Annotated in this window: 20 protein-coding genes; 9 read left to right on the forward strand and 11 right to left on the reverse strand. The window is 70.2% G+C overall.

Features of this window, described 5'->3' with window-relative positions; all coding sequences use genetic code 11:
* Window positions 1–21: 21 nt before the first annotated feature.
* The 4 genes from J7U37_RS16230 to J7U37_RS16245 all read left to right on the forward strand — a co-directional run bounded on the left by J7U37_RS16230 (window position 22) and on the right by J7U37_RS16245 (window position 4905).
* The gene (locus tag J7U37_RS16230; RefSeq protein WP_247636387.1) at window positions 22–1341 is read left to right on the forward strand and encodes an O-antigen ligase; all 1320 of its coding nucleotides are present in this window, start codon (window positions 22–24) and stop codon (window positions 1339–1341) included.
* Window positions 1338–2501, forward strand: a complete 1164-nt coding sequence (locus tag J7U37_RS16235) for an acyltransferase (protein WP_247636388.1) — start codon at window positions 1338–1340, stop codon at window positions 2499–2501. The genes J7U37_RS16230 and J7U37_RS16235 overlap by 4 nt, the downstream gene beginning before the upstream one ends.
* 196 nt (window positions 2502–2697) lie before the next feature.
* Window positions 2698–3015, forward strand: coding sequence for a hypothetical protein (locus tag J7U37_RS16240; protein WP_247636400.1), 318 nt, complete (start codon window positions 2698–2700; stop codon window positions 3013–3015).
* Between the two features lie 129 nt (window positions 3016–3144).
* The gene (locus J7U37_RS16245; RefSeq protein WP_247636389.1) at window positions 3145–4905 is read left to right on the forward strand and encodes a methanol/ethanol family PQQ-dependent dehydrogenase; all 1761 of its coding nucleotides are present in this window, start codon (window positions 3145–3147) and stop codon (window positions 4903–4905) included.
* A gap of 282 nt (window positions 4906–5187) precedes the next feature.
* Here the strand turns inward: J7U37_RS16245 and J7U37_RS16250 are convergent, their stop codons facing one another.
* Window positions 5188–5784, reverse strand: a complete 597-nt coding sequence (locus J7U37_RS16250; protein WP_247636390.1) for a winged helix-turn-helix domain-containing protein — start codon at window positions 5782–5784, stop codon at window positions 5188–5190.
* Window positions 5785–5911: 127 nt separating this feature from the next.
* Window positions 5912–7051 carry a replication protein RepA gene (locus J7U37_RS16255; RefSeq protein ID WP_244477056.1) on the reverse strand — a complete coding sequence of 380 codons (1140 nt, stop codon included), beginning with the start codon at window positions 7049–7051 and terminating at the stop codon, window positions 5912–5914.
* 595 nt (window positions 7052–7646) lie between these two features.
* Between J7U37_RS16255 and mazG the strand changes: the two genes are divergently transcribed.
* Window positions 7647–8489, forward strand: coding sequence for a nucleoside triphosphate pyrophosphohydrolase (gene mazG, locus J7U37_RS16260; protein ID WP_247636391.1), 843 nt, complete (start codon window positions 7647–7649; stop codon window positions 8487–8489).
* Here the strand turns inward: mazG and J7U37_RS16265 are convergent.
* The 4 genes from J7U37_RS16265 to pabB are packed head-to-tail and all read right to left on the reverse strand — an operon-like array spanning window position 8467 to window position 11768.
* A complete protein-coding gene (locus J7U37_RS16265; RefSeq protein WP_056487530.1) occupies window positions 8467–8850 on the reverse strand; it encodes a DoxX family protein in 384 nt (127 codons plus the stop codon). The two genes, mazG and J7U37_RS16265, sit on opposite strands and share 23 nt — an antisense overlap.
* Window positions 8851–8882: 32 nt before the next feature.
* Window positions 8883–9713, reverse strand: coding sequence for an aminotransferase class IV (locus J7U37_RS16270; protein WP_247636392.1), 831 nt, complete (start codon window positions 9711–9713; stop codon window positions 8883–8885).
* The gene (locus tag J7U37_RS16275) at window positions 9700–10320 is read right to left on the reverse strand and encodes an aminodeoxychorismate/anthranilate synthase component II (protein ID WP_056181150.1); all 621 of its coding nucleotides are present in this window, start codon (window positions 10318–10320) and stop codon (window positions 9700–9702) included. Before J7U37_RS16275 ends, J7U37_RS16270 begins: the two co-directional genes overlap by 14 nt.
* A complete protein-coding gene (gene pabB, locus J7U37_RS16280) occupies window positions 10317–11768 on the reverse strand; it encodes an aminodeoxychorismate synthase component I (RefSeq protein ID WP_056487243.1) in 1452 nt (483 codons plus the stop codon). The genes J7U37_RS16275 and pabB overlap by 4 nt, the downstream gene beginning before the upstream one ends.
* Window positions 11769–12077: 309 nt before the next feature.
* On the opposite strand from pabB, the gene rimO reads away from it, so the two are divergent.
* On the forward strand, window positions 12078–13421 hold the full coding sequence (rimO, locus tag J7U37_RS16285; protein ID WP_247636393.1) for a 30S ribosomal protein S12 methylthiotransferase RimO: 1344 nt from the start codon (window positions 12078–12080) through the stop codon (window positions 13419–13421).
* 302 nt (window positions 13422–13723) lie between these two features.
* Here rimO and pncA read toward each other — a convergent pair whose 3' ends face one another.
* The 3 genes from pncA to J7U37_RS16300 form a co-directional block, all read right to left on the reverse strand.
* A complete protein-coding gene (pncA, locus tag J7U37_RS16290; RefSeq protein ID WP_247636394.1) occupies window positions 13724–14356 on the reverse strand; it encodes a bifunctional nicotinamidase/pyrazinamidase in 633 nt (210 codons plus the stop codon).
* Window positions 14353–15327, reverse strand: coding sequence for a quinone oxidoreductase (locus J7U37_RS16295; protein WP_056487254.1), 975 nt, complete (start codon window positions 15325–15327; stop codon window positions 14353–14355). The genes pncA and J7U37_RS16295 overlap by 4 nt, the downstream gene beginning before the upstream one ends.
* A gap of 259 nt (window positions 15328–15586) precedes the next feature.
* Window positions 15587–16978 (reverse strand): GntP family permease, encoded by a 1392-nt coding sequence (locus tag J7U37_RS16300; RefSeq protein ID WP_247636395.1) that lies wholly within the window; start codon window positions 16976–16978, stop codon window positions 15587–15589.
* Window positions 16979–17158: 180 nt separating this feature from the next.
* Here J7U37_RS16300 and J7U37_RS16305 point away from each other — a divergent pair, with 180 nt between their 5' ends.
* Window positions 17159–18388, forward strand: coding sequence for an FAD-dependent monooxygenase (locus J7U37_RS16305; RefSeq protein WP_247636396.1), 1230 nt, complete (start codon window positions 17159–17161; stop codon window positions 18386–18388).
* Here the strand turns inward: J7U37_RS16305 and J7U37_RS16310 are convergent, their stop codons facing one another.
* Window positions 18389–19675, reverse strand: coding sequence for a patatin-like phospholipase family protein (locus tag J7U37_RS16310; protein ID WP_247636397.1), 1287 nt, complete (start codon window positions 19673–19675; stop codon window positions 18389–18391). It abuts the gene before it with no gap.
* 204 nt (window positions 19676–19879) lie between these two features.
* Between J7U37_RS16310 and J7U37_RS16315 the strand changes: the two genes are divergently transcribed.
* Window positions 19880–20932 carry a CoA ester lyase gene (locus tag J7U37_RS16315; RefSeq protein WP_056181126.1) on the forward strand — a complete coding sequence of 351 codons (1053 nt, stop codon included), beginning with the start codon at window positions 19880–19882 and terminating at the stop codon, window positions 20930–20932.
* A 76-nt stretch (window positions 20933–21008) separates the two neighbouring features.
* Complete coding sequence (gene hspQ, locus J7U37_RS16320) at window positions 21009–21365, forward strand: heat shock protein HspQ (RefSeq protein ID WP_056181298.1); 357 nt, start codon at window positions 21009–21011, stop codon at window positions 21363–21365.
* Between the two features lie 135 nt (window positions 21366–21500).
* Here hspQ and J7U37_RS16325 read toward each other — a convergent pair whose 3' ends face one another.
* The gene (locus tag J7U37_RS16325) at window positions 21501–22295 is read right to left on the reverse strand and encodes an invasion associated locus B family protein (protein ID WP_056181123.1); all 795 of its coding nucleotides are present in this window, start codon (window positions 22293–22295) and stop codon (window positions 21501–21503) included.
* Between the last annotated feature and the right edge of the window lie 456 nt (window positions 22296–22751).

Raw genomic sequence — 22751 nt, forward strand, 5'->3', positions numbered from 1 at the left:
CTTCGAGCGCGGGAGTGGACCATGACGACGGGCATTGCCACCGACGCGGGTGCGCAGGCGCGGGCGGATCTCCCCGATGCCCTGCGCATCGGGGCGATGGGCGTGATCCTGCTGATCGTGCTGATCGGGGCCGATCCGTTCCTCGACGGGACGGCGGCCGAGAACGCGGCCTCGCGGGCCGGCGGCAACATCGTCAACCAAGTGCTGTATCTGGCGATGGGCGGACTCGCCGTGGCCGTGCTGGCCTGGCGCGGGCGGGAGGCCCTGCGGCCACTGGCCACCCTGCCGATCCTGGCGACGCTGGGCTGGATCGGCGTCTCCACCGCCCTCTCCATCGAGCCCGCCGTCTCGGCACGGCGCCTGATCTCCCTCGTCATCATGTTCGGCGGGGTGGTGAGCGTGCTGGTGCTCGCCCGCGACGCGCGCCAGTTCGCCCAGGCCCTCGGCGGCAGCGTGCTCCTGGTGCTGGCGCTCTGCTACCTTGGCCTCGTGGTGGTGCCCGAGCGCGCGATGCACACCGCCCTCGACCTGATCGAGCCCGAACACGCGGGGAGCTGGCGCGGCGTCTTCGCGCACAAGAACGGCGCCGGCGCGGCCATGAGCCTGTTCATCATCGTCGGGTTGTTCTGGGCCGCGATGGGCCAGCGCATCCTCGGCACCACCGTGGTGGTGCTGGCGGGCGTGTTTCTCGTCTTTACCAACGCCAAGACCTCGATGGTCATGACCCCGGCGGTGCTCGGTCTGACCTGGGCCTGCACCCGCTCCGCCTCGGGCGCCTGGCGCCGGCTGGTGCTCCTCGGGCCCCTGGCGCTGCTGCTGGTGCTCACGGTGGGCTCGGTGATGGTGCCGGGCGTCGGAGCGCTGGTCGCGAGCCTCGCCGCCGACCCGACCTATACCGGCCGCACCGAGATCTGGAGCTTCGCCCTCGACAACATCGCCAAGAAGCCGCTGACCGGCTTCGGCTACGGGGCCTTCTGGGAAAGCGTGTTCTACGGCGGCGGCGGCGATGCAACGACCTGGGTCAACCGCGCCACCGACGCCCATGACGGCTACCTCAACACCGCCCTGGAGAGCGGCCTGCCCGGCCTCGCCCTCACGGTGTGGTGGATGATTCTGGCGCCGGTCTCGGATCTTCAGGCCCAGCGCCAGGACGGCGCAGGGTCCGCCCTCGACCCGCTGCGGCTGCTGTTCCTGCGGATCTGGCTGTTCGGCCTGATGGTGGGGGTGTTCGAATCGGTGTTCTACCAGGCCACCAACGCGCTGTTCTTCCTGCTCGCCCTCTCGGTCCTCGGCCTGCGCTTCGGGGCCGCCGGACGGGTGGTCGGGAGCCGGCCGCGGTGAGCGGCCCGCGCCCGTCTCAGGCCCATCCGCCGGTGACGCCGCTGCCGGCACTCACCGCCCTGCGCTTCGTGGCCGCCGCCTTCGTGCTGGCCTTCCACTATGCGGGCGCGTTCTTCGCCGACGCCGCGGTGCCGGCCCCGATCCGCCTCGGATATTCCGGCGTGACCTTCTTCTTCCTGCTCTCGGGCTTCATCCTGGCCTACACCTACAGCGCCGTAGACCTCCGCGACCGGGCCGCCCGCGTTCGCTTCCGTTGGGCGCGGGTGGCCCGGGTCATGCCGGTCTACCTGCTGGCCCTCGTACTGGCCCTGCCCTGGTTCGTCAGCTGGGTCGCCAAGTCGGCCCCGCCGCTGCAGGGGCTGATGGCCGCGAGCGCGGTCCTGGCACCGCTCGGTCTCCACGCCTGGGTGCCGGGCGCGGCCTGCGCCCTCGACTGCCCGAGCTGGTCGGTCTCGGTGGAGCTGTTCTTCTACGCGCTGTTTCCCGCCCTGCTGCCCCTGGTGCTCGGCGCGCCGGGCCGCATCGCGCGCCTGACCCTCGGCGCCTGGATCGTCCTGACCGGCGGAGCCGGCCTCGCCTTCGCGCATTACGCCCCCGGCGTGTCGCTGATCGGGCCCGAGGCGGGGGGACCGGGACCGGTGCTGCTGGCCCAGGCGATCAAGTACAATCCCCTGCTGCGCCTGCCGGAATTCGTCGCCGGGCTCCTCCTCTACGTGGCCTGGACCCGCCGGCGCATCCCGACGGCCGCCCTCCTCGGGAGCGCGGCGGTGGCCGCCTTTGGCCTCGTTGCAGCGGCACCCATCCTGCCCGAGGTGCTGCTGCACAACGGGCTGACCGCCCTGGCCTGGGCGCCCCTGATCCTGGCCGGCGCGCAGATCCGCTCCGGCCCCCTGGTGGCGCCCGCCTTCGTGTTCCTGGGCCGGATCTCCTTCGCCCTCTACCTCATCCACGTCCCGGCCTATGCCCTGGTGAACAGCCTCGACCGGATCGCCCTCGGGGGCCGGCTTGCCGCCGCGCCCTGGCTCGGGGCGGGGCTCGCCACCGCGCTCAGCTTCGCGCTCAGCCTCGCCCTGCATCTCGGCCTCGAGGAGCCCGCCCGCCGGCGCATCCTGCGCTGGGCCGCGCGGCCCGGCACCGCCAGCCCCGTTGCGGCCCGGTGAACCGCGCCCCGTCAGCGAGCGTTCAGCAACCTTCCGGCAGGATGAAGCTCTTCCGGCGTCAGGAGGGTCTGTAGCTTCGCGATAGTCCCGCGGCCTTCGAGAAGCCGGAAGATCAAGAACAGCAAAGGTCACACCAGCAGAAGGTCATGGCGTCATGTCCGTGAAATCGCTGACTCACCCGATTCTCGCTCGTACAATGCTTGCCCGCACGATGCTCGCTGCGGCGCTCGGGCTCGGCGGGACCGTTGGCCTCGCCCCGGTCGCCCAGGCCGCGCCCATCGCCCCTGCCTCTGCCGGGACGCTGGCGGGCGCCGCCGTCGAGACCGTCGCCTATGGCTGCGGCCCCGGCTTCATCCCGAACCGGTTCGGCTATTGCCGGCCGATGTACCGCCCCTACGGCTATTATCGTCCGCGTCCGTTCTACAGCCCCCGGCCGTTCTACAGCCCCCGGCCGTTCTACGGACCGCGCTACGGATATTATCGCCCGCGTCCGCCGTTCGGGCCTTACTTCTAGGATCGGTTCGAGGGGGCCGGGCCGCCCGGCCCCCGCACCCCGGCCCACGCGCTTGCCGGTCCCTTCGCTTCGGCCCCCGGCTGTGGCACGGGGAGGGGACGTCTCCGCCCCTTCGCAACCGGGAGTCCCATGCGCGCCCTCCTCCTGCTCGTCCTGCTGGCGGACGCCTTTCCGGGTCCCGCCGCGGCCCAGACGGTGCTGCCGACGATCGACGCGGCCAACACCCGCTACGCGGACCTCGACCGGATCAAAGCCGCCAATGTCGGCCGGCTTCAGGTCGCCTGGACCTACTCCACCGGCATCCTGCGCGGCCACGAGGGTGCGCCCCTGGTGGTCGACGGGGTGATGTACGTCCACACCCCCTTTCCCAACACCGTCACGGCCCTGGACCTCGACCACGAGGGCCGCATTCTCTGGCGCTACGAACCGAAGCAGGACCCGGCGGTCTCGGCCCTGCTGTGCTGCGACACGGTCCACCGGGGCCTCGCCTACGCGGACGGCGCCCTCGTCCTGCAGCAGGCCGACACCACCCTGGTCTCCCTCGATGCGAAGACCGGCCGGGTGAACTGGTCGGTGAAGAACGGCGACCCGGCCCGGGGCGAGACCAACACCGCCGCCGTGCTGCCGGTGAAGGGCAAGATCCTGGTCGGCCTCTCGGGCGGCGAGTTCGGGGTCCAGTGCCACGTCACCGCTTACGATGCGAAGACCGGGGACCGGCTCTGGCGCGCCACCGCCACGGGCACCGACGAACAGATGCGGGTCGACCCCGAACGGACCACGTCGCTCGGCAAGCCCATCGGCCGCGATTCCTCCCTGAAGACCTGGGAAGGCGACCAGTGGAAGACCGGCGGCGGCTGCGCCTGGGGCTGGTTCGCCTACGATGCCGCCCTCGACCTCGTCTATTACGGCACCGGCAATCCCTCGACCTGGAACCCGGCGCAGCGCCCCGGCGACAACCGCTGGGCGACGTCGATCGTGGCGCGGAATCCCGATACGGGCATCGCCCGCTGGCTCTACCAGATGACGCCCCACGACCAGTGGGACTATGACGGCGTCAACGAGATGATCCTGACCGACCAAGCATTCGGCGGCGCCACCCGCCCGCTCCTCACCCATTTCGATCGCAACGGCTTCGGCTACACCCTGGACCGCGCCACCGGCGAACTCCTGGTGGCGCAGAAATTCGACCCCGCGGTGAACTGGGCGACGCAGATCGACCTCGACGCGACCTCGCCAAGCTACGGGCGCCCGGTGCTCGATCCGCGCCATGCCCCCGAGGCCACCGGCGAGGACGAGACCACCACGGGCATCTGCCCCGGTGCCATCGGGGCCAAGAACCAGCAGCCGGCGGCCTACTCGCCCCGGACGCGGCTGTTCTACGTGCCGACCAACCACATCTGCATGGATTACGAGCCGTTCCGGGTCTCCTACACCCCCGGCCTGCCCTATGTGGGTGCCACCGTGAGTCTGCACCCGGCCCCCGACGATCCCCGCACCGGCACCCTCACCGCCTGGGACGGGGTCGCTGGGGCGATCCGCTGGACCATTCCCGAGCCGTTCTCGGTCTGGTCGGGCGTGCTCGCCACCGCCGGGGATGTCGTGTTCTACGGAACCCTCGAGGGCTATCTCAAGGCCGTCGACGCGCGGGACGGCCGCGAACTCTACCGCTTCAAGACGCCGTCCGGCATCGTCGGCAACGTCACCACCTACCTGCACAAGGGCCGGCAATACGTCGCCGTGCTCTCCGGAATCGGCGGCTGGGCCGGCATCGGACTGGCGGCCGGCCTCACCGATCCGAATGACGGCGCCGGCGCGGTCGGCGGCTACGCCGCGCTGTCGCGCTACACGGCGCTCGGCGGGCAGCTCACCGTGTTCGCCCTGCCGGAGTGATTTTTTAGGGGTGTGATGGGATCGCAGAGGCGGTGCGCCGAACCGGAACCTCGCTTCCAGTCCCCGTCATGCCGAATCCGCGCAGCCAAGCCCAGGATCCGGATGACGCAAGGTGCCGGATGTTCACGCCTCCGCCGGCCCAGGATCGAACGCGTCCGGCGCAGCCGGCCGACGGCGTTCCCGCTGATCCAAGGAGCCGGCCGATCGGCACGGAGCCTCGTTCGAAGGCCGCGAAGGCGGCCCCCCCTCGCCCCGTCACCCTGCCCCATGCCGGGGCGCGGCTCAGCCCAGATCCTCGTCCTCTTCGGCCGGGGCATAGACCGCCTCGCCGAGGCGCTTCAGCGGGCCGCCCGGGCCTGCGCGCTTCCACAGACGGGTGTTGAGGGCCGCCACCGGGTCGTGGCCCGGAATCTCGAAGCCGAGGCCGGTGAGGCCCTGCCAGATCTCGCCGGCATGGAGAGGCCGGCCGGCCTCGTGCAGCAGGTTGACGGCCGCCGCGACGAGCGCGCGTCCGTGCCGGCGCGCCGCCACGAGATCGTCGCCGGCGCGTGCGGGCTCGACCGGCCCGGGACCCGAGATCGAGCCCGGCGCCACGTCGTCTCCTGCAGCGAAGTCGTCTCCTGCAACGAAGTCGTCTTCTGCAACGAAGGCCTGCCCTGGCATGGAGGCCGGTTCCGCCGCGGCGGACGAGTGGCCCGGAGCAGCCCAGGCGCCGAGTGGAGGCGCCTGCGGTGCAGCGGCGGGCGCCGGGCCGATCGGCCGCAGGCGCCGGCCGAGTTCGAGGTAGAGCTGGTGGTCGGCGATGGCGCGGTCGAGTTCGTCGCGGCGGCGGCGCAGATCCCCTAGGGCGGCTTCCGCTTCGGCTTCGGACAGAAACATCGGATCCCCTTGGAATATTCCGTGTGTTGCCGCGGCAACTCCGTATTCCAGATCCTATTCCCTATGGCAGGCTGCGTCGCAAGTCCTCTCCTGCCGTATATTCCTTCTGTAAAGAGGGAATACGGACTTAGCCCGTCGCTGCGGCTCTGCTTGCTGGCTTGGCGCCGCGCGGCAGCTTCGTCCCGCGCGGCGGGATCAGAAGGGCGCTCGGGTCGGCGGGCTGGAGCAGCATGCCGGTATCGTCGAGGCGGATCGGCAGCTTCGGAAACACCTCCTGCAGATGGGCGAGATCCGCCTTGAAGGCCTGCCGGAAGCTGCGGATGCTGGCGTTGTCGGCGCCGAACTGCCTGTGCAGGTTGTCCCAGGTGAGGCGTAAGGGGCGCTGCAGGGCGCGCAGGCGGTAGCCGACCCAGAACAGCAGGTCGAGCTTGCGCGCCGAGCCCGAGAAGGCCCGGGCCGCGCGGATGTCCACCGGCAGGGCGTGCTGGATCAGGTTGTCGTAGAAATCCTGGTGGAACTGCACGCTCTTCTGCCAGACAACTCCGTCGGCCCCCTGGGGCAGCCAGAGGTCGAGCTGGCGGAAGGGCGGCACGTTGAGGGTGCTGGCGCTGCCCGCCCCGTCCCAGAGGCCGATCTGCAGGGTGCAGGCGGCCAGCCGCGCGAGCTGCTCCTTGAACTGCCGGATGGTGCCACGTTCGCCGCCGGTGACGGCGAATCCCATCTCCTTCATGAAGCCCGACAGGCTGTCGGCCACCGCGATGGTCGGGCTGCGTTGGCGCACCGCCTCGGTGCAGAGGTGCAGCAGCACGAGGCGGGCCTTGGGGCCGTAGGGCAGGCCCTGGAACTCCATCTCGCCGGTGGCCGGGTTCTTGAGGCGCCCCGCCAGCAGGCTCAAGGAATTCCGTCCGTACTCGCGGAAGAACTCGCGGGCGTCACCGGGGTCGCGATAGGGCAGGCCGCATAGGGCCAGCACCGAGTGGATGTGCTGCAGGTTCTCCGGGCCGGTTGGCTCAGTCTCGATCACCTCCCGGATGGCATCGCGGCGGCGCTGGTCGCGGCCCATGGCCTGGCGTCGCCCGGCCACGGCTCCGCGCGCGGCAACCTCCGCATCCCGGGCCCGCTGCCGGTGCAGGATGGTCTCCGCGATCGTGGCGAATAGGAAGCTGCCGCGCGCCGCCTCGACCTCGGCGAGGAGGTCGGCGTCGCGGATGCCCGCCAATGTGTCCTCGATCCCCAACAGACCCCGCCCCGATCGATCCTGGCCCATGATCCCGACAGTGAGTCCCGGACCGCGATGCGCCGACCATGCCCGATTCCCCGCGGCGGAGTCTCGGCGGCAAGCGCCGCAAGTGGGAATCATCCCGGCTATCCACCGGCCGGAACGGGAAAAATTGCCGTCGATCCGCAGGCCGCATCCGGCGCGCAGACGCTGACGCAGAGTTCGATACGGGACTGGATTCGGCACAATCCCCAGAGTTCACCGGCGGGAGGACTTATCCACGCCGAACCCGATACGGGTTCACGCAGACTCGGATACGCGCGACCCGAATTCTACCGCCGAATCCGATACGGCGGCACGCAGAGTTCGATACGACCCTGCGCAGAGTTCGATACGCGAACCACCCATAAGTCCTCAGTCCGGCAGGGTTTTTCGGCCCTCCATATAACTCTCAGAAATGACTCTCTGAGAATCTCTTACTGATACCTTTCCTAAGGGTCGAGACGCCCGTTCGGAAGAACGAACACGCGCCCGGCCAAGGCTTTTTCAAGGGAATTTGGGGAAGACAACACCGCTTCTCCCGCCACCATCCCCAGCCTCACCGGTTGGCCCGCAATCCGCTACAGGGATCGGACCGACACCGATGGGCGGAGAAGACGTGGTGAAGATCGAGGATCTGCTGGCCCTGATGGCGACCTTGCGCGACCCGGAGGTCGGCTGTGCCTGGGACGTGGCCCAGGATTTTGCCAGCATCGCCCCCTACACCGTGGAGGAGGCCTACGAGGTCGTCGACGCCATCGCGCGGGGCGACACGGACGACCTGCGCGACGAGCTCGGCGACCTGCTGCTCCAGGTGGTCTTCCACGCCCGCATTGCCGAGGAGACCGGGCTGTTCGCCTTCCCGGACGTGGTTCGGGCGGTGGTGGAGAAGATGGTCCGGCGCCACCCGCACGTATTCGCGCCGGACGGAACTCTGCTGCCGAAGGGCTCGCCCCGGCGCGACCCAGGGGCGGTGGCGCGGCAATGGGAGGCGATCAAGGCCGAAGAGCGCCGGGCCAAGCCTCCGCAGGAGACGGGCCCGCTCGCCGGCATTCCGCTGCCCCTCCCCGCCCTGACCCGCGCCCACAAGCTCTCCGCCAAGGCGGCGACCTACGGCTTCGACTGGAGCGATCCGGCCCAGGTGGTGCTGAAAGTGCGCGAGGAGATCGACGAGGTCGCCGACGCCATGGTCCACGGCACCCGGGCGGCGGTGGCGGAGGAACTCGGTGACCTGCTGTTCTCGGTCGCGAACCTCGCCCGCCACCTCGGAATCGATCCGGAATATTCCTTACGAGAAGGGAATATGAAATTCGCGCGCCGCTTCACCGCCATGGCGGCGATCCTGGAGGCTCAAGGCTCGGGCCTCTCCGACTGCGATCTCGACGCGATGGAGGCGGCCTGGCGGGCGGTCAAGATGTCGGAGGTCAAGATGTCGGAGACGGGCTGACCGAGGATTGGCGGAACGGCCAGTCGATGACTCTGCCGGCATAGAGCGCCCACCAGACGAAGACCGGCTGAAACGCCAGCCGGGGGCCGTGATACCACCAGCTGTCGGGCAGGCCCGGCACGACGATGCCCTCCAGCGCATGCTTGAGGTTGGCCGGGAAGACGCAGACGGCGTAGAGGGCCAGCCCGATCGCGGCCCAGCGCCGGGTCGGCGGATAGGCGAGGCCGAGCACCCCGGCGAGTTCGCACAGGCCGGTGACGATCACGGTGAGCCGAGGCTCCGGCACCCAAGCCGGCATGATCGGCAGGAACGCGTCGGGGGCGGCGAGGTGGACCACGCCGATGAAGCCATAGGCCGCCATCAGCGGCAGGCGCCACCACAGCCGGGACACCGTCACGGGGTGAAGTCCCCGCGCAGGTCGTCGACCAGGGCCGTCACCAGCGGGTGACCCGCGCTGGCGAAGGCGGTGGCGTCGATGGCCGTCACGGGGGCGAGACCGCGCAGGGAATTGGTGAGGAACACCGCCTCGGCGGCGTGCAGGGCGTCGAGGTCGAAACTCCGTTCGGCGGTGGGCAGGCCGAGGCGTTGGGCCCGCGACAGAATCTCGGCCCTCAGGATGCCGGGCAGGACGCCGTCCGAGAGAGGCGGGGTGACGAGAGTGGCGTCGAGCACCGCGAACAGGTTGGCGGTGCCCGCGCAGGCGACGCGCCCTTGCGTGTTGCGGAACAGGGCCTCGTCGAAGCCCGCCGCCCGCGCCGCGCCCGCCGCCAGCACCGCGTCGAGATAGCCGAGCGTCTTCAGGCTCGCGGCCGGCGAGGTCTCGTTGCGGCGGATGCCCGTCGCGTGGAGGGTCAGCGGCGCGAAGGCGAGGGCGTCTCCCACCGGGGCGGCGCTCGCCCACAGCACCGGCCGGGGTTCGGCCGGGGGGCCGAGCCCACGCGGGCCGGAGCCGCGGGTCACGGTGGTGCGGATCGCCGCCAGGGGGTGGACCCGCCCCATTTCCGCCGCGAGCGAAATCATCGCTGCCGCGATGTGCGCGGGCGCCACGGGAAAGCCCAGCATCGCCGTCGCGGCGGCGAGGCGGGCCACGTGCGCGGCCTCGAACAGGATGCGGCCGCTCCGGGCCAGCGCCGTGTCGAACACCCCGTCTCCGAGGGTCAGGCCCCGGTCGGCGAGGTCGAAGGACACCGGCCCCTCGGTGAGTCGTCCGTCAAACCACAGCATCGGTCGCAGCCGGCAGATCCCGGGTCGCGCGCCAATCCCGGGCGAGGCGCAGGAAATTGGCGAAGACGGCATGGCCGTTCTCGGTCAGCACCGATTCCGGATGGAACTGCACGCCCCAGGTCGGGTGGGTCCGGTGCGACAGGGCCATCACCTCCCCTTCGGTCGAGACCGCGTCGATGCTGAGCCGGTCGGCCATGCCGGGCTCCGGCGCCACGATCAGCGAGTGGTAGCGCCCGACCTGCATCGGGTCGGGCAGTCCGGTGAACAGACCGGCCCCGTCGTGGCGGATCGGCGTGGCCTGCCCGTGCAGGGGGCGCCCGGCGCGCGCCACCCGGCCGCCGAAAGCCGCCCCGATGGCCTGGTGGCCGAGGCAGACGCCGAGCAGCGGCACCGCCCCGGAGAGTTCACGGATGGCGGGCAGCGAGATGCCCGCCTCCGCCGGCGTGCAGGGACCGGGCGAGATCACGATCGCGGCGGGGTCGAGGGCACGGATGCCGGCGACGTCGAGGGCGTCGTTGCGCGCCACCCGCACGGTTTCGCCCAGTTCCTCGAAGTAGCGCACCACGTTGAAGACGAAGCTGTCGTAATTGTCGATGACGAGGATCACGGCGCCCTCCCCGCCCCGGACTGGGCATCCGGTTCGCAAGCGTGCGGTACGAAGGCGTCCGGTTCGAAGGCGTCCGGTTCAAAGGCTTGGAACACCCGCGCGGCCTTGGTCAGGGTCTCCTCGTATTCGGGCCCCGGCTCGGACAACAGGGTGACGCCGCCGCCGGCCTGCAGCACGGCCGTGCGGTCGTTCATGAACACGGTCCGGATGGCGATGGCGGTGTCGAGGTCGCCGGTGAAGCCCAACGCGCCGATGGCGCCGCAATAGAGTTCGCGCGCGTCGCCCTCGATGTCCGTGATGATGTCCATGGCGCGCAGCTTCGGCGCGCCGGTGATCGAGCCGCCCGGGAAGGTGGCGGCGATCAGGTCGAGGGCGTCCATGTCGGCTTTCAGGGTTCCGGTGACCACCGACACGAGATGGTGGACGGACGCGTAGGATTCGAGCCCGCACAGCACCGGCACCTGCACGCTGTGGGGTTCGCAAATGCGCGACAGGTCGTTGCGCAGCAGGTCGACGATCATGATGTTTTCGGCCCGCTCCTTGGCATTGGCCTGGAGGGCTTCCCCGAGGCGTGCATCCTCTTGCGGATCGGGGACGCGGCGGACCGTCCCCTTGATTGGCCGGGTCTCGATCGCCCGCCCCTTGAGCTGGATGAAGCGCTCGGGGCTGCTGGAGGCGACCCGCAGCCCCTCGAAGTCGAGATAGGCACCGAAGGTCGCCGGGTTGGTGGCGCGCAGGCGTCGGTAGAGGGCGAAGGAGTCGAAGCCCTCCGGCAGGTCGGTCTCGAAGCGCTGGGCGATGTTGGCCTGGTAGATGTCGCCGGCCCGGATGTAGTCGCGCACCCGCTCCACCGCCGCCTCGTAGGCCGGACGGGTGAAGTTCGAGCGCCAGGCCAGCGGCCCCTGCGCCGGAGGTTCCGGGCTCGGGCGCGCGCGCTCCAGCAGGCTAGTGAATTGGGCCAGTCGGGACTGAGCGCGGGCCTCGCGCGCGGCCGGCTCGGTTTCGGGAAAGCCCGTGGCGAGGAGCCGGCAGCGCCCGGTCGCGTGGTCGAGGCTCAGCACCGTGTCGTAGAGATTGAAGGCGATGTCATCGCAGAGGCCCGCCCGGCGGGCCGGAGGCGCCACCCGCTCCAGGGCCGCCCCGAAATCATAGGCGACATAGCCGATCGCGCCGCCGGCGAAGGCCGGGAGATCGGGGTCGGGTGCCGTGCGGTAGGGCGCGAGGCAAGCCCGCAGCGCCGCGAGACCGCTGCCCGGCACCGTCCGTCCGTCGAGCGTGGCGACGCCATCGCGGAACCGGAAGCGCCCGAACGGGTCCGCCGCCAGGGTCGAGGTCCGGCCGAGCGTGTCGTGGTGCATGGCGCTGTCGAGGAAGGCGAGGCCCGGGAGGGCGCCCAGGGCCTCGGCCGCCGCGACCGGCTCGACGAACGGGAGGTCAGCAATCCACATGATGACTCGAAGGTTCGGGGACGCCGCGGACGGACGATCCCGGTGGGCCGAAGAACTCGAATTGAAGAACTCGAAGTGAAGAACCCGGACTGAGGAACTGGGGCCGAAGCATCCGTCGCGGCTTGCGGTATCATGCACAGGTGGCATGCGCGATGCCGTGGCAAAAGCGCGATCCGCGCATGGCTCGGCGCGGCCTGGCTCGCTTGGGCGCGCGAATCCCGTTATAGGGCTGTCAACCTCTTTGTCCCGCCCTCCCCCGATTCCACGGCCGATCCGGTTTCAGAAGCCGATCCGGCCCGACGAGCATCCATGACCGCATCCCTCCTGCCGCCGGCCCCCGCCAAGGCGGCGCCGAAAATCTCCTTCGTCTCCCTCGGCTGCCCCAAGGCGCTGGTGGATTCCGAGCGCATCCTCACGCACCTGCGGGCGGAGGGCTACGAGCTCGCCCGGCGGCATGACGGCGCGGACGTCGTCATCGTCAACACCTGCGGCTTTCTCGATTCGGCCAAGGCCGAGTCGCTCTCGGCCATCGGCGAGGCCATGGCGGAGAACGGCCGCGTCATCGTGACCGGCTGCATGGGCGCCCAGCCCGAGGAAATCCGCGAAAAGTATCCGAACCTGCTCGCGGTCACCGGGCCGCAGGCCTACGAATCGGTGGTGGCGGCGGTGCACGAGGCGGTGCCCCCGGCGCACGACCCGTTCCTAGATCTCGTGCCGCCGCAGGGCGTGAAGCTGACGCCGCGCCACTACGCCTACCTGAAGATTTCCGAGGGCTGCAACAATCGCTGCACCTTCTGCATCATCCCGTCCCTGCGCGGCGATCTCGTCAGCCGGCCGGCCGGCGACGTGCTGCGCGAGGCCGAGAAGCTGGTGAAGGCCGGCGTCAAGGAACTGCTGGTGGTCTCGCAGGACACCTCCGCCTACGGCGTCGACATCCGCTACGCCTCGAGCCTCTGGCGCGACCGGGAGGTGCGGGCGAAGTTCTATGATCTGGCCGCCGAACTCGGCACGCTCGGGGCCTGGGTGCGGATGCACTATGTCTATCCCTATCCGCACGTGGACGAGGTCATCCCGCTCATGGCCGAGGGCAAGATCCTGCCCTACCTCGATATGCCGCTCCAGCACGCGAGCCCGTCCGTGCTCCGCCGCATGCGCCGGCCCGGCAACCAGGAACGCCAGCTCGAGCGCATCCGGCGCTGGCGCGAGATCTGCCCCGATCTCGCCATCCGCTCGACCTTCATCGTCGGCTTCCCCGGCGAAACCGAGGCCGAGTTCGAGGAATTGCTGACCTGGATTCGCGAAGCCAAGCTCGAGCGCGTCGGCTGCTTCGAGTTCGAGGCGGTGGGCGGGGCGGTGGCCAACGGCCTCGGCGACCCGGTTCCGCCGGAGGTGAAGGCCGAGCGCAAGCGCCGCTTCATGGAGGCGCAGCAGACCGTCTCCGTCCGCCTGCAGAAGGCCCGCATCGGCAAGCGCCTGCCGGTCCTCATCGACGCGGCCGACGGCACCGTCGCCAAGGGCCGTTCGAAGTACGACGCCCCCGAGATCGACGGCACCGTCCACATCACGTCACGCCGCCCCCTGCGGGTGGGCGACATCGTCACCGTGAAGATCGAGCGCGCGGATGCGTACGACCTCTATGGGAGCGCGGTGTAGGAGCGTGACCCGTCCCTCTCCCCCCTTGTGGGGAGAGGTTAGGAGTGGGGGTGATTGGGTGCCCCCCAAGCTGCGGAGGCCAGCGGGCCCACCCCTGGCCCCTCCCCCACAAGGGCAGGGCTATCTCAGATGCCGATTTGCTCGTCGGAAACCCGCCCGTAGCACCGCGTCATCCCGGGGCCGCGCAGCGGAGCCCGGGATCCAGAAACGCAGGTCGTGCAAGACTTTACACCGTTGGCGGCTCTGGATTGCACGCCGCTGACGCGCCCCGGAATGACGGAGTGGTGCCATCTGAAATCGCCCTACCCTCTTCCGAACGTCCCACTCATGGCCCGTCCGACCCCGGCCGCTGCCATCTCGGCCCAGGCCCGCGCCACCGAGCCGTCGCGGTCGATCCCCCGCACGGCGTCCGCCAACACCACGGCCTCGAACCCCGCCGCCCGCGCGTCGAGGGCGCTCCAGGCGACGCAGTAATCGGTGGCGAGGCCGCACAGGACCACGCGGGTGAAACCGCGCTCCCGCAGGTAGCCGGCGAGCCCTGTCGGCGTGCGCCGGTCGGCCTCCAGGAAGGCCGAGTAGCTGTCGACGTGGCGGTGATGGCCCTTGCGGATCACCAGTTCGGCGCGCGCCGCATTCAAGGTGGGCGCGAGTTCCGCGCCGGCGCTGCCCTGCACGCAATGCTCCGGCCACAGTACCTGCGGGCCATAGGCCAGCGGCACGGTCTCGAAGGGTGCCCGGCCGGGATGGCTCGTCACGAACGAGACGTGCCCCGGCGGATGCCAGTCCTGGGTCAGGACCGCGTGCGGAAACTGCCCGAGAAGGCGGTTGATCGGCGCGATCACCGCGTCGCCGTCCGGCACGGCCAGCGCCCCGCCGGGCAGGAAGTCCGCCTGCAGGTCGATGACGAGGAGGACGTCCCCCTCGGTCGGTCTCACGGGATCATCACCGTGGCGCCGGTGGTCTTGCGGCCGGCAAGATCGCGATGGACCTGCTGCACGTCCGCGAGCTTGGCCGTGTGGTGGACCGGGATCTTCACCGCGCCGCTCGCCACCACCGAGAACAGGTTCCGGGCCATGCTGTCGAGGGTCTCGCGCTTGCTCGCATGGGCGAAGAGCGACGGGCGGGTGGCGTAGAGCGAGCCCTTCTGGCCGAGCAGGGCCAGACTGAAATCGTCCACCGGGCCGGAAGCCGAGCCGAAGCTGACGAACATCCCCAAGGGGCTGATACAGTCGAGGGAGGCCGGGAAGGTGTCCTTGCCGACGCCGTCATAGACCACCGGCACGCCCTTGCCCCCCGTGATCTCCTTGACGCGCGCGGCGAAGTCCTCGTCGCGGTAGAGGATCACGTGGTCGCAGCCGTTGGCGCGGGCGAGCTCGGCCTTCTCGGCGGAGCCGACGGTGCCGATGACCGTGGCGCCGATGTGCTTGGCCCATTGGCAGGCGATGAGGCCGACGCCGCCCGCGGCGGCGTGGAACAGGATGGTGTCGCCCGGCTTCACCGCGTAGGTCCGGTGCAGCAGGTACTCGGCGGTGAGACCCTTCAGCATCATGGCGGCGGCGGTCTGGTCGTCGACGCCGTCAGCGAGATGCACGGCGGCGCTCGCCTCGATCACCACCTCCTCCGCGTAGGTGCTGGCGGCCGAACCGTAGGCCACCCGCTCGCCGACCCGGAACTCGGTGACGCCCTCGCCCAGGGCCACGACGACGCCGGCCCCCTCCTTGCCGGGGGTGAAGGGCAGCTGCGGCGCCTTGTAGGCGCCCGAGCGGAAGTAGATGTCGATGAAGTTGACCCCGATGGCGGTCTGGCGGACGTGGATCTGGCCAGGGCCCGGTGTCGGCAGGGTCACGTCCTCGTAGCGCATCACCTCGGGGCCGCCGTACTCGTGAACTTGGATCGCCTTCGGCATCGTGTCGTTCCCTAATGCAAGTCTTCGAATGGTCTTCGAATGATCTTCGACGGGGCTCCGGTCGGTCGTTGACACCGCCCGGGTCCATCGACCCCAATGAGCAGCGACATAGACGGTCCCGGTGCGCCGGCAATGCCGCAGGGTCTCATCCCTCTCGGGCTGCGCCATGTGCGGCGGCGCACCGGACAGGGGCCTCCGGCCGTTCACCCCGTCTCGCCCTGCGGCGCGTTGCGTCGGAGGCGGGCGCCGGCACTCCGGCTCAGACGAGGCCGGTGAGGTAATAGACGCCGATCACCAGAAACACCGCCGCGGTCTTCAGGAGCGTGATGGCGAAGACGTCGGCATAGGCCTGTCGATGGGTCAGGCCCGTCACCGACAGCAGGGTGATGACCGCGCCGTTATGGGGGAGCGTGTCCATGCCGCCGCTCGCCATGGCGGCGACCCGGTGCAGCACCTCCATGGGGATGTTGGCGGCCTGCGCGGCCGCGATGAAGGTGGAGGACATGGCCGCCAGCGCGATGCTCATGCCGCCCGACGCCGAGCCGGTGATGCCGGCGAGCGCCGTCACCGTCACGGCCTCGTTGACCAGGGGGTTGGGGATCGCCGAGAGGGCGTCGCGGATGACGAGGAAGCCCGGGAGCGCGGCGATCACCGCGCCGAAGCCGTACTCGGAGGCGGTGTTCATCGCCGCCAGCAGCGAGCCCGCCACCGCCGCGCGGCTGCCCTCGGCGAAGCCCTGCGAGACCGGGCGCCACGCGAAGACCAGCACGGTGAGGATGCCGGCGAGCAGCGCCAGCTCCACCGCCCAGATCGCGGTCACGGAGGAGACCGCGGTGACGATGGGCTTGTCGAGGCCGGCCAGAACCGTCTCGGCCTTGGGGCCGTAGAGACGCGGGATCGCGGCCGTGAAGGCGAGGTTCGACACCCCCACCACGATCAGCGGCAGGAGCGCGATGGCCGGGTGGGCGCGGGCGGCCTCGTCCATCACCTGCGGCTCGTTGCTGTGGCCGGTGCCGTAGCCCTCGCCTTGACGCTTGGCCGAGGCGATGCGCCGGTCGAGATAGGCGACGCCGACCACCAGGATGAAGGCCGCGCCGATCAGCCCGAGCCAGGGGGCGGCCCAGGTGTTGGTGCCGAAGAAGGTGGTGGGGATGATGTTCTGGATCTGCGGCGTGCCGGGCAGCGCGTCCATCGTGTAGGAGAAGGCCCCGAGCGCGATGGTGCCGGGGATCAGGCGCTTGGGGATGTCGCTGAGGCGGAAGGCCTCCGCCGCGAAGGGATAGACCGCAAAGACCACCACGAAGAGCGAGACGCCGCCATAGGTAAGCAGGTTGCACACCAGCACGATGGAGAGCACGGCCCGCCGCGCGCCAACGAGGTCGATCACCGCGGTCACGATGGAGCGGGAGAAGCCCGACATCTCGATAACCTTGCCGAACACCGCCCCGAGCAGGAACACCGGGAAGTACAGCTTCACGAAGCCGACCATCTTCTCCATGAACAGGCCGGAGAAGACCGGCAGCACCGCCGACGGATCGGTGAGCAGTACCGCCAGCAGGGCGGCCACGGGCGCGAACAGGATGACGCTGAAGCCGCGATAGGCGACGAGCATCAGGAAGCCGAGCGCCAGCAGCGCGATGAACAGGCTCATGATCGGGGTGGCCTCCGGGCAGCCGATGGTCACGGCCTTGCGCCGGATGGTACAAGCCCCGCCCCTGCGGCACCATCGCGGCCTTGACCGGCGCGGTGACACGCCTCTGTAAGCGTCAGGGTCTTTCGCTAAGCCCCGGGCCGATGCTCGGCCCGATGCCGATCAGGAGTCCGCGAAGCCGTGGCGACACTTCCCCCGAAATCCGAGCCTTTCGCGAAATCCAAACCTTTCGCGGTCGCCGTGGTGGGAGCCGGCGCGGCGGGCCTGAGCCTCGCTCTGGCGCTCGCCCGCGACGGCGTCGCCACAGCCCTGGTCGGCCGGCACGCCCCCGTGGCCGACGGGCGCACGGTGGCACTCCTCGACGGATCGGTGCGCTTCCTCGACGCCCTCGGGGTCTGGGCGGCGATCGCGCCGCATGCGAGCCCGTTGGCCGAACTCCACATCGTCGACGACACCGGCAGCCTGTTCCGCCCGCCGCCGGCCCGCTTCGTCGCCACCGAGATCGGGCTCGACGCCTTCGGCTGGAACGTCGAGAGCGCCCGCCTTGTGGAGGGCCTGCGGGCCGAGGCGCGGGCGGCGGCCAACCTCACCCTGTTCGAGGAAGACGCCGCGGGCTTCGCCGCCGGCGCCGACGCGGCCACGATCACCCTGGCGGGGGGCGCCACCCTGTCGGCCCGCCTCGTGGCCGGGGCGGACGGCGCGCGCTCGAAGGTCCGTGAGGCCGCCGGCATCGTGCCGCGCACCTGGACCTACCCGCAGAGCGCCCTCACGACGATCCTGGCCCATACGCGGCCGCACCGTGACGTCTCCACCGAGTTCCACACCCGGCAGGGGCCGTTCACCCTCGTGCCGCTGCCCGGCGGGCACCGCTCGAGCCTGGTCTGGGTGATGGGCGAGAGTCCGGCCAAGCGCCTGGCGGCCCTCGACGACGAGGCCCTCGCCGGGGCGGTGGGGCATCAGGCCCAGGCGATGCTGGGCGCCATGCGCATCGACGGCCCGCGCGGCCTGGTGCCGATGCGGGGGCTGTCCGTGCCGAGTCCGGTCGCGGCCCGCCTCGCCCTGATCGGCGAGGCCGCCCACGTCTTCCCCCCCATCGGGGCGCAGGGTCTGAACCTCGGCTTGCGCGACGCGGCGTCCTTGCGCGACGCGGTGATGCGGGCGGTGGAGGATGGGCGGGACCCGGGCTCGCGCGCCGCGCTGTCGGCCTTCACCCGGGGACGTGACCTCGACGCGCGCTTGCGGAATACCGCCGTCGACGCCCTCAACCGCAGCCTTCTCACCAGCCTCCTGCCGGTGGACGCCCTGCGCGGCCTCGGGCTCCTCGCCATGACGACGATCGGTCCCTTGCGCCGCGTCGTCATGCGCGAGGGCGTGCTGCCCCGCCTCGGCGCGCCGAGCCTGATGCGCTGATCAGCGTCCGGCCACGCTTCGGACCGGAGCGTCCTGCGTAGCCCGGCGCTCCACCGAACCGGTGGCGATCTCCGCCGGGTCCGTCCGGCCGTCCTGAAAGGCCGTGCCGGCCTTGCCCAGGGCCACGCCTTGGGCGAACAGCGCCTTCATGTAGCCCTGATCGAAGGGCGCGGACGAGGTCTTGCCGAAGCGTCCGTCGATCTGAGCCACCTGCAGGTCGAGGCCGGTGCGCCGGGCAAACCCCTCGCTCAGCGCGAGCGCCGCGCGGGTCTGCGCCTTGATCGCCGCCGACATCGAGCGGCCGAGCACGCTCAAGGTGGTACGCGACGCCATCTGGAAGTCGGGCGTCAGGGTGTTGTTGACCACGAGATAGACCTGACGAGTCGGCAGCGGTGTCGGGTCCTTGGCCTGAAGCACCGATTCCGGGGCGAGATAGTACGGCGCTGTGGTTCCGCCGTCGGCGTGCATCTCCTGGAAGCGCTTGCCGGAGCCCGCCACCGCGTCGATCATGACCGGTGGGAACACGCCCGGTACCGCGGACGAGGCCAGGATCACCGACCGGAACAGCGCCAGGGCCTTCGGGCCGCCGGCCTTCGCGATGGCGCCCATGTCCCACAGGACCGGGCGCTCGCCGTCCACCGCCGTGGTCGCCACCAGAAGGCGGCGACCCTTGGCGTGCTCGGCCGCCACCGCCTCAAGCAGCGCCGGCGTCACCGCCCGGTCGATGCGGCGCTTGAGCGGCCAGGTGTCGGTGAGCGCCTCGTTGGTGCCGCCGAACTCGAACACGTCGGCTGCCGAGATCTCGGTGTAGTTCTCCCGCAGCGCGGCGTCTCCACGCGCGCCGATGAAGGCGAAGGGAGCGATCATGGCGCCGGTGCTGACACCGGTGATGACCCCGAAATCCGGTCGGGTGCCGACCTCGCTCCAGCCGTTGAGCAGGCCCGCCGCGAAGGCGCCGTTCTCGCCCCCGCCCGAGAGCACGAGCCAGGGCCGATCGGCGGCGGAGGCCTGATCGATCAGGGCGCGGAAGGCGCCGGCGTCGTCGCCGGGGAGGCGGATGTCCGCGGAAAGCCCGTCCGGCCGGGCGGTCGCGGCCTCGGCCGCCGTGAAGATCACGCGCCCGCTCTGTTTCTCGGATCGAACCTGATTCTCGGCCGACGCCCTGTCCACGTGGGGCTTGGCGCGCTCGCCTGCGAAGGCCGTCTGCGGAAGGCTGAGACCGATGACGGTGGCCCAGAGCAGAGCCGGATGGCGCAAGCCGGTTCGGCTGATCGATGATCCGGACATGGGTCCGTCCTTCGTATCTGGTGAGGAGCCCCCTCGATCGTGAGAACGTGAGGCGGGGCCGCCCGTTCCGCAACTTCACTCCGGGCAGCGGCGTGGCAAATGGCTTGCGTGTGCCCGCACACCTTTACGGGGGGCCTGAGGTTGCCCTAACGGCTGGTCCGGCACGCCCATCTCATCAAGAAGAACCGGGAGCCCGAAACGCCCATGAAACTGCCACGTCGCTTCTTTCAGCCCCTCGCCACCGGCGCGCCGGCCCCGTTCCGCGAGCTTCCGATCAAGCTGGAGCGGATGATCCACTTCGTTCCGCCCCACAACGAGAAGGTCCGGTCCCGCGTGCCGGAACTCGCCGCCACCGTGGACGTGGTGCTCGGGAATCTCGAGGACGCAGTGCCGATCGATCAGAAGGAGGCCGCCCGCAAGGGCTTCGTGGCGATGGCGCAGGCGACCGACTTCGCCAGCACCGGCACCGGCCTCTGGACCCGCATCAATGCCCTGAACTCGCCCTGGATCCTCGACGACCTGTTCGAGATCGTGTCCCAGGTGGGGGACAAGCTCGACGTCGTGATGGTGCCCAAGGTCGAGGGGCCGTGGGATATCCATTACATCGACCAGTTGCTGGCCCAGCTCGAGGCACGGCACGGCGTCTCGAAGCCGATCCTCGTCCACGCCATCCTGGAGACCGCCGAGGGCGTCGCCAACGTCGATGCCATCGCCTCCGCCTCGCCCCGCATGCACGGCATGAGCCTCGGCCCTGCCGATCTCGCAGCCTCCCGCGGCATGAAGACCACTCGCGTCGGCGGCGGCCACCCGGATTACCGCGTCATCGCCGACCCGACGAGCGATGGCGCCGCCCGCGCCTCCGCCCAGCAGGACCTCTGGCATTACACCATCGCGAAAATGGTCGATGCCTGCATGGCCAACGGCCTCAAAGCCTTCTACGGCCCCTTCGGCGACTTCTCCGATGGCGAGGCCTGCGAGGCCCAGTTCCGCAACGCCTTCCTGATGGGCTGCGCCGGGGCCTGGACCCTGCACCCGAATCAGGTCGCCATCGCCAAGCGGGTCTTCGCGCCCGATCCGGCCGAGGTGGCCTTCGCGGTGCGGATCGTCGAGGCGATGCCCGACGGCACGGGCGCGGTGATGCTCGACGGCAAGATGCAGGACGACGCCACCTGGAAGCAGGCCAAGGTCATCGTCGATCTCGCCAAGCTCGTTGCCGAGAAGGACCCGGATCTGGCCAAGACCTACGGTCTCGCCTGAGCTTTTCCCTCCGCCTCCCTGTCATCGGCGCTGGGCCGCCGATGACAACGGCACCGAGGCATCTTATTTTGTGATCATGACTGATACGACCACTGCCGATTCCATGATGAGAACCGCCAAGTTCGGCCTCGGTGCCGTGGTGCGTCACCGCATCTACCCGTTTCGCGGGATCGTCTTCGACATCGATCCGGTGTTCGACAACACCGAGGAGTGGTGGCTGGCGATTCCCGAGGAAGTCCGCCCGCGCAAGGACCAGCCCTTCTATCACCTGCTCGCCGAGAACGCGGAAAGTGAGTACGTCGCCTACGTCTCCGAGCAGAACCTCGTGCCCGATACCTCCGGCGAGGCCCTGCGCCATACCGGCATCGCCGAGGTGTTCGAGCGCGGCGACGATGGCAGCTACCGCATGCGCGGGGCCGCCCACGCCAACTGACGGCGACGGCGCGGCCCGAGGATCCGGCCGGCCATACCCCGAAACGAAACGAGGCCGGGCATCGCGCCCGGCCTCGTTTCGTTGGGGCCGGCCGCTTGCGCGGCCGGCAGGATCGAAGGTCTCAGCCTCGCGATCTCAAGGCTTCGGTGCGGTGGCCGGTGCGCCCGCCGCCGGAGCGGCGCCGGAGGCGTTCTGCTGCTCAAGCTTCTTGCGCATGTCCTCGCTGCGCTTCTCGAGTTCCGCCTGCAGCTTCTTCTGCTGCTCCTCCAGCACCTTCGGGTCGATGGCCGGGCCGTCGAAGGCCTTGCCGAAGCCCGCGATCGGCACCGCGAAGGTGACTTCGCGCTGGGTCTGATTCTGGACGCTGACGTTGAGGGTGGTGCCCTTCTTCATTGCAGCGATGATCTCGGGTCCGACATTGCCGGCCTCGGCGAAGCAGCCGTTGGGGAAGCACACGGCGAACTTGCCCGCGGTGCCCTGCTGACCGTCGATGGTGAAGCGGATGCCCGGCTGCAGCAGCAGACCGAGGGGTAGCAGGTAGCGGATGACCCGCACTTCCTGCTTCTGGGCGGCATTCTTCATCTCGTAGACGGCGACTGCCAGCACGGGCTGGCCCTGGTCGGAGACGAAGTCGCGGGTGGTGTAGCAGACGTCGGTGCCGCTGCCCTGGTCCTTGCCGCAGACCTTGGTCCATTCCGTCTGGGCCGGATCGGACTTCACGTTGACGATCTGGGGCCCCGTCTGGGCTGCGCCGGTCGGCGCGGCGGCCGCAGGAGCCGTCGGGGCGGGAGCGGTCGGGGCCGGCGCAGCCTTACCCTTCGGCGCCTGCGCGAGGGCCGGTCCGGCGAGACCCGCGACTCCGGTAACACCCGCCAGGGCGAGGAACGCGGCGACGCGCAGCGGGCGCGCAGGATGGTTGGCGAAGAACATCAGCTCTGACCCCTTAAGATACGGCGTAACGGATTCGGCTCGCGGGATGCGCCTCGAAGCTGGGGCGCGGATTCGCATCGAACGGTTCGGACTGCAAGGGCGCTTCGGGCGTCGGCGCGGACTTCCGGCACCCGGTCGGCGGAATCACCGAACCCAAGCCTGCCGAAACGGCGCCTTCTGACCGAATTCCCCCGGGACGGAGAGACTTGATGGAACCGGGACCGCACCGGCGCCGTGGAAGATCCTTCCCGCGCCGCGGCACCCCTCGGACCAGACCGTTCACGGCCAGTCCCGCCTCGACGACAAGGCGGCCTGCTTTCCTCCCGAATGCGGCGAAGACATGACATCGGAGCCGTTGCCCGGCGGCCGATCGGTTAAGGGGCGCTTAACCCTAAAGCCCCATGAACGAAGGGTCTCGGGAGTCAGCGCACGTGCCGGCGCAGCATGCAGCCCATC

Source organism: Methylobacterium sp. 37f (genome assembly GCF_023093475.1).
Taxonomy (GTDB): domain Bacteria; phylum Pseudomonadota; class Alphaproteobacteria; order Rhizobiales; family Beijerinckiaceae; genus Methylobacterium.

What these genes read in the sequence shown, in the direction of transcription:
- J7U37_RS16250 (WP_247636390.1), bottom strand. Translation starts at nt 5,784, where the DNA reads ATGTTTCTGTCCGAAGCCGAAGCGGAAGCCGCCCTAGGGGATCTGCGC.
- pabB (WP_056487243.1), bottom strand. Translation starts at nt 11,768, where the DNA reads ATGTGGATTGCTGACCTCCCGTTCGTCGAGCCGGTCGCGGCGGCCGAG.
- rimO (WP_247636393.1), top strand. Translation starts at nt 12,078, where the DNA reads ATGACCGCATCCCTCCTGCCGCCGGCCCCCGCCAAGGCGGCGCCGAAA.
- J7U37_RS16315 (WP_056181126.1), top strand. Translation starts at nt 19,880, where the DNA reads ATGAAACTGCCACGTCGCTTCTTTCAGCCCCTCGCCACCGGCGCGCCG.
- J7U37_RS16240 (WP_247636400.1), top strand. Translation starts at nt 2,698, where the DNA reads ATGCTTGCCCGCACGATGCTCGCTGCGGCGCTCGGGCTCGGCGGGACC.
- J7U37_RS16325 (WP_056181123.1), bottom strand. Translation starts at nt 22,295, where the DNA reads ATGTTCTTCGCCAACCATCCTGCGCGCCCGCTGCGCGTCGCCGCGTTC.
- mazG (WP_247636391.1), top strand. Translation starts at nt 7,647, where the DNA reads ATGGGCGGAGAAGACGTGGTGAAGATCGAGGATCTGCTGGCCCTGATG.
- J7U37_RS16295 (WP_056487254.1), bottom strand. Translation starts at nt 15,327, where the DNA reads ATGCCGAAGGCGATCCAAGTTCACGAGTACGGCGGCCCCGAGGTGATG.
- J7U37_RS16245 (WP_247636389.1), top strand. Translation starts at nt 3,145, where the DNA reads ATGCGCGCCCTCCTCCTGCTCGTCCTGCTGGCGGACGCCTTTCCGGGT.
- J7U37_RS16270 (WP_247636392.1), bottom strand. Translation starts at nt 9,713, where the DNA reads ATGCTGTGGTTTGACGGACGACTCACCGAGGGGCCGGTGTCCTTCGAC.
- J7U37_RS16230 (WP_247636387.1), top strand. Translation starts at nt 22, where the DNA reads ATGACGACGGGCATTGCCACCGACGCGGGTGCGCAGGCGCGGGCGGAT.
- hspQ (WP_056181298.1), top strand. Translation starts at nt 21,009, where the DNA reads ATGACTGATACGACCACTGCCGATTCCATGATGAGAACCGCCAAGTTC.
- J7U37_RS16300 (WP_247636395.1), bottom strand. Translation starts at nt 16,978, where the DNA reads ATGAGCCTGTTCATCGCGCTGCTGGCGCTCGGCTTCCTGATGCTCGTC.
- J7U37_RS16255 (WP_244477056.1), bottom strand. Translation starts at nt 7,051, where the DNA reads ATGGGCCAGGATCGATCGGGGCGGGGTCTGTTGGGGATCGAGGACACA.
- J7U37_RS16265 (WP_056487530.1), bottom strand. Translation starts at nt 8,850, where the DNA reads ATGGCGGCCTATGGCTTCATCGGCGTGGTCCACCTCGCCGCCCCCGAC.
- J7U37_RS16310 (WP_247636397.1), bottom strand. Translation starts at nt 19,675, where the DNA reads ATGTCCGGATCATCGATCAGCCGAACCGGCTTGCGCCATCCGGCTCTG.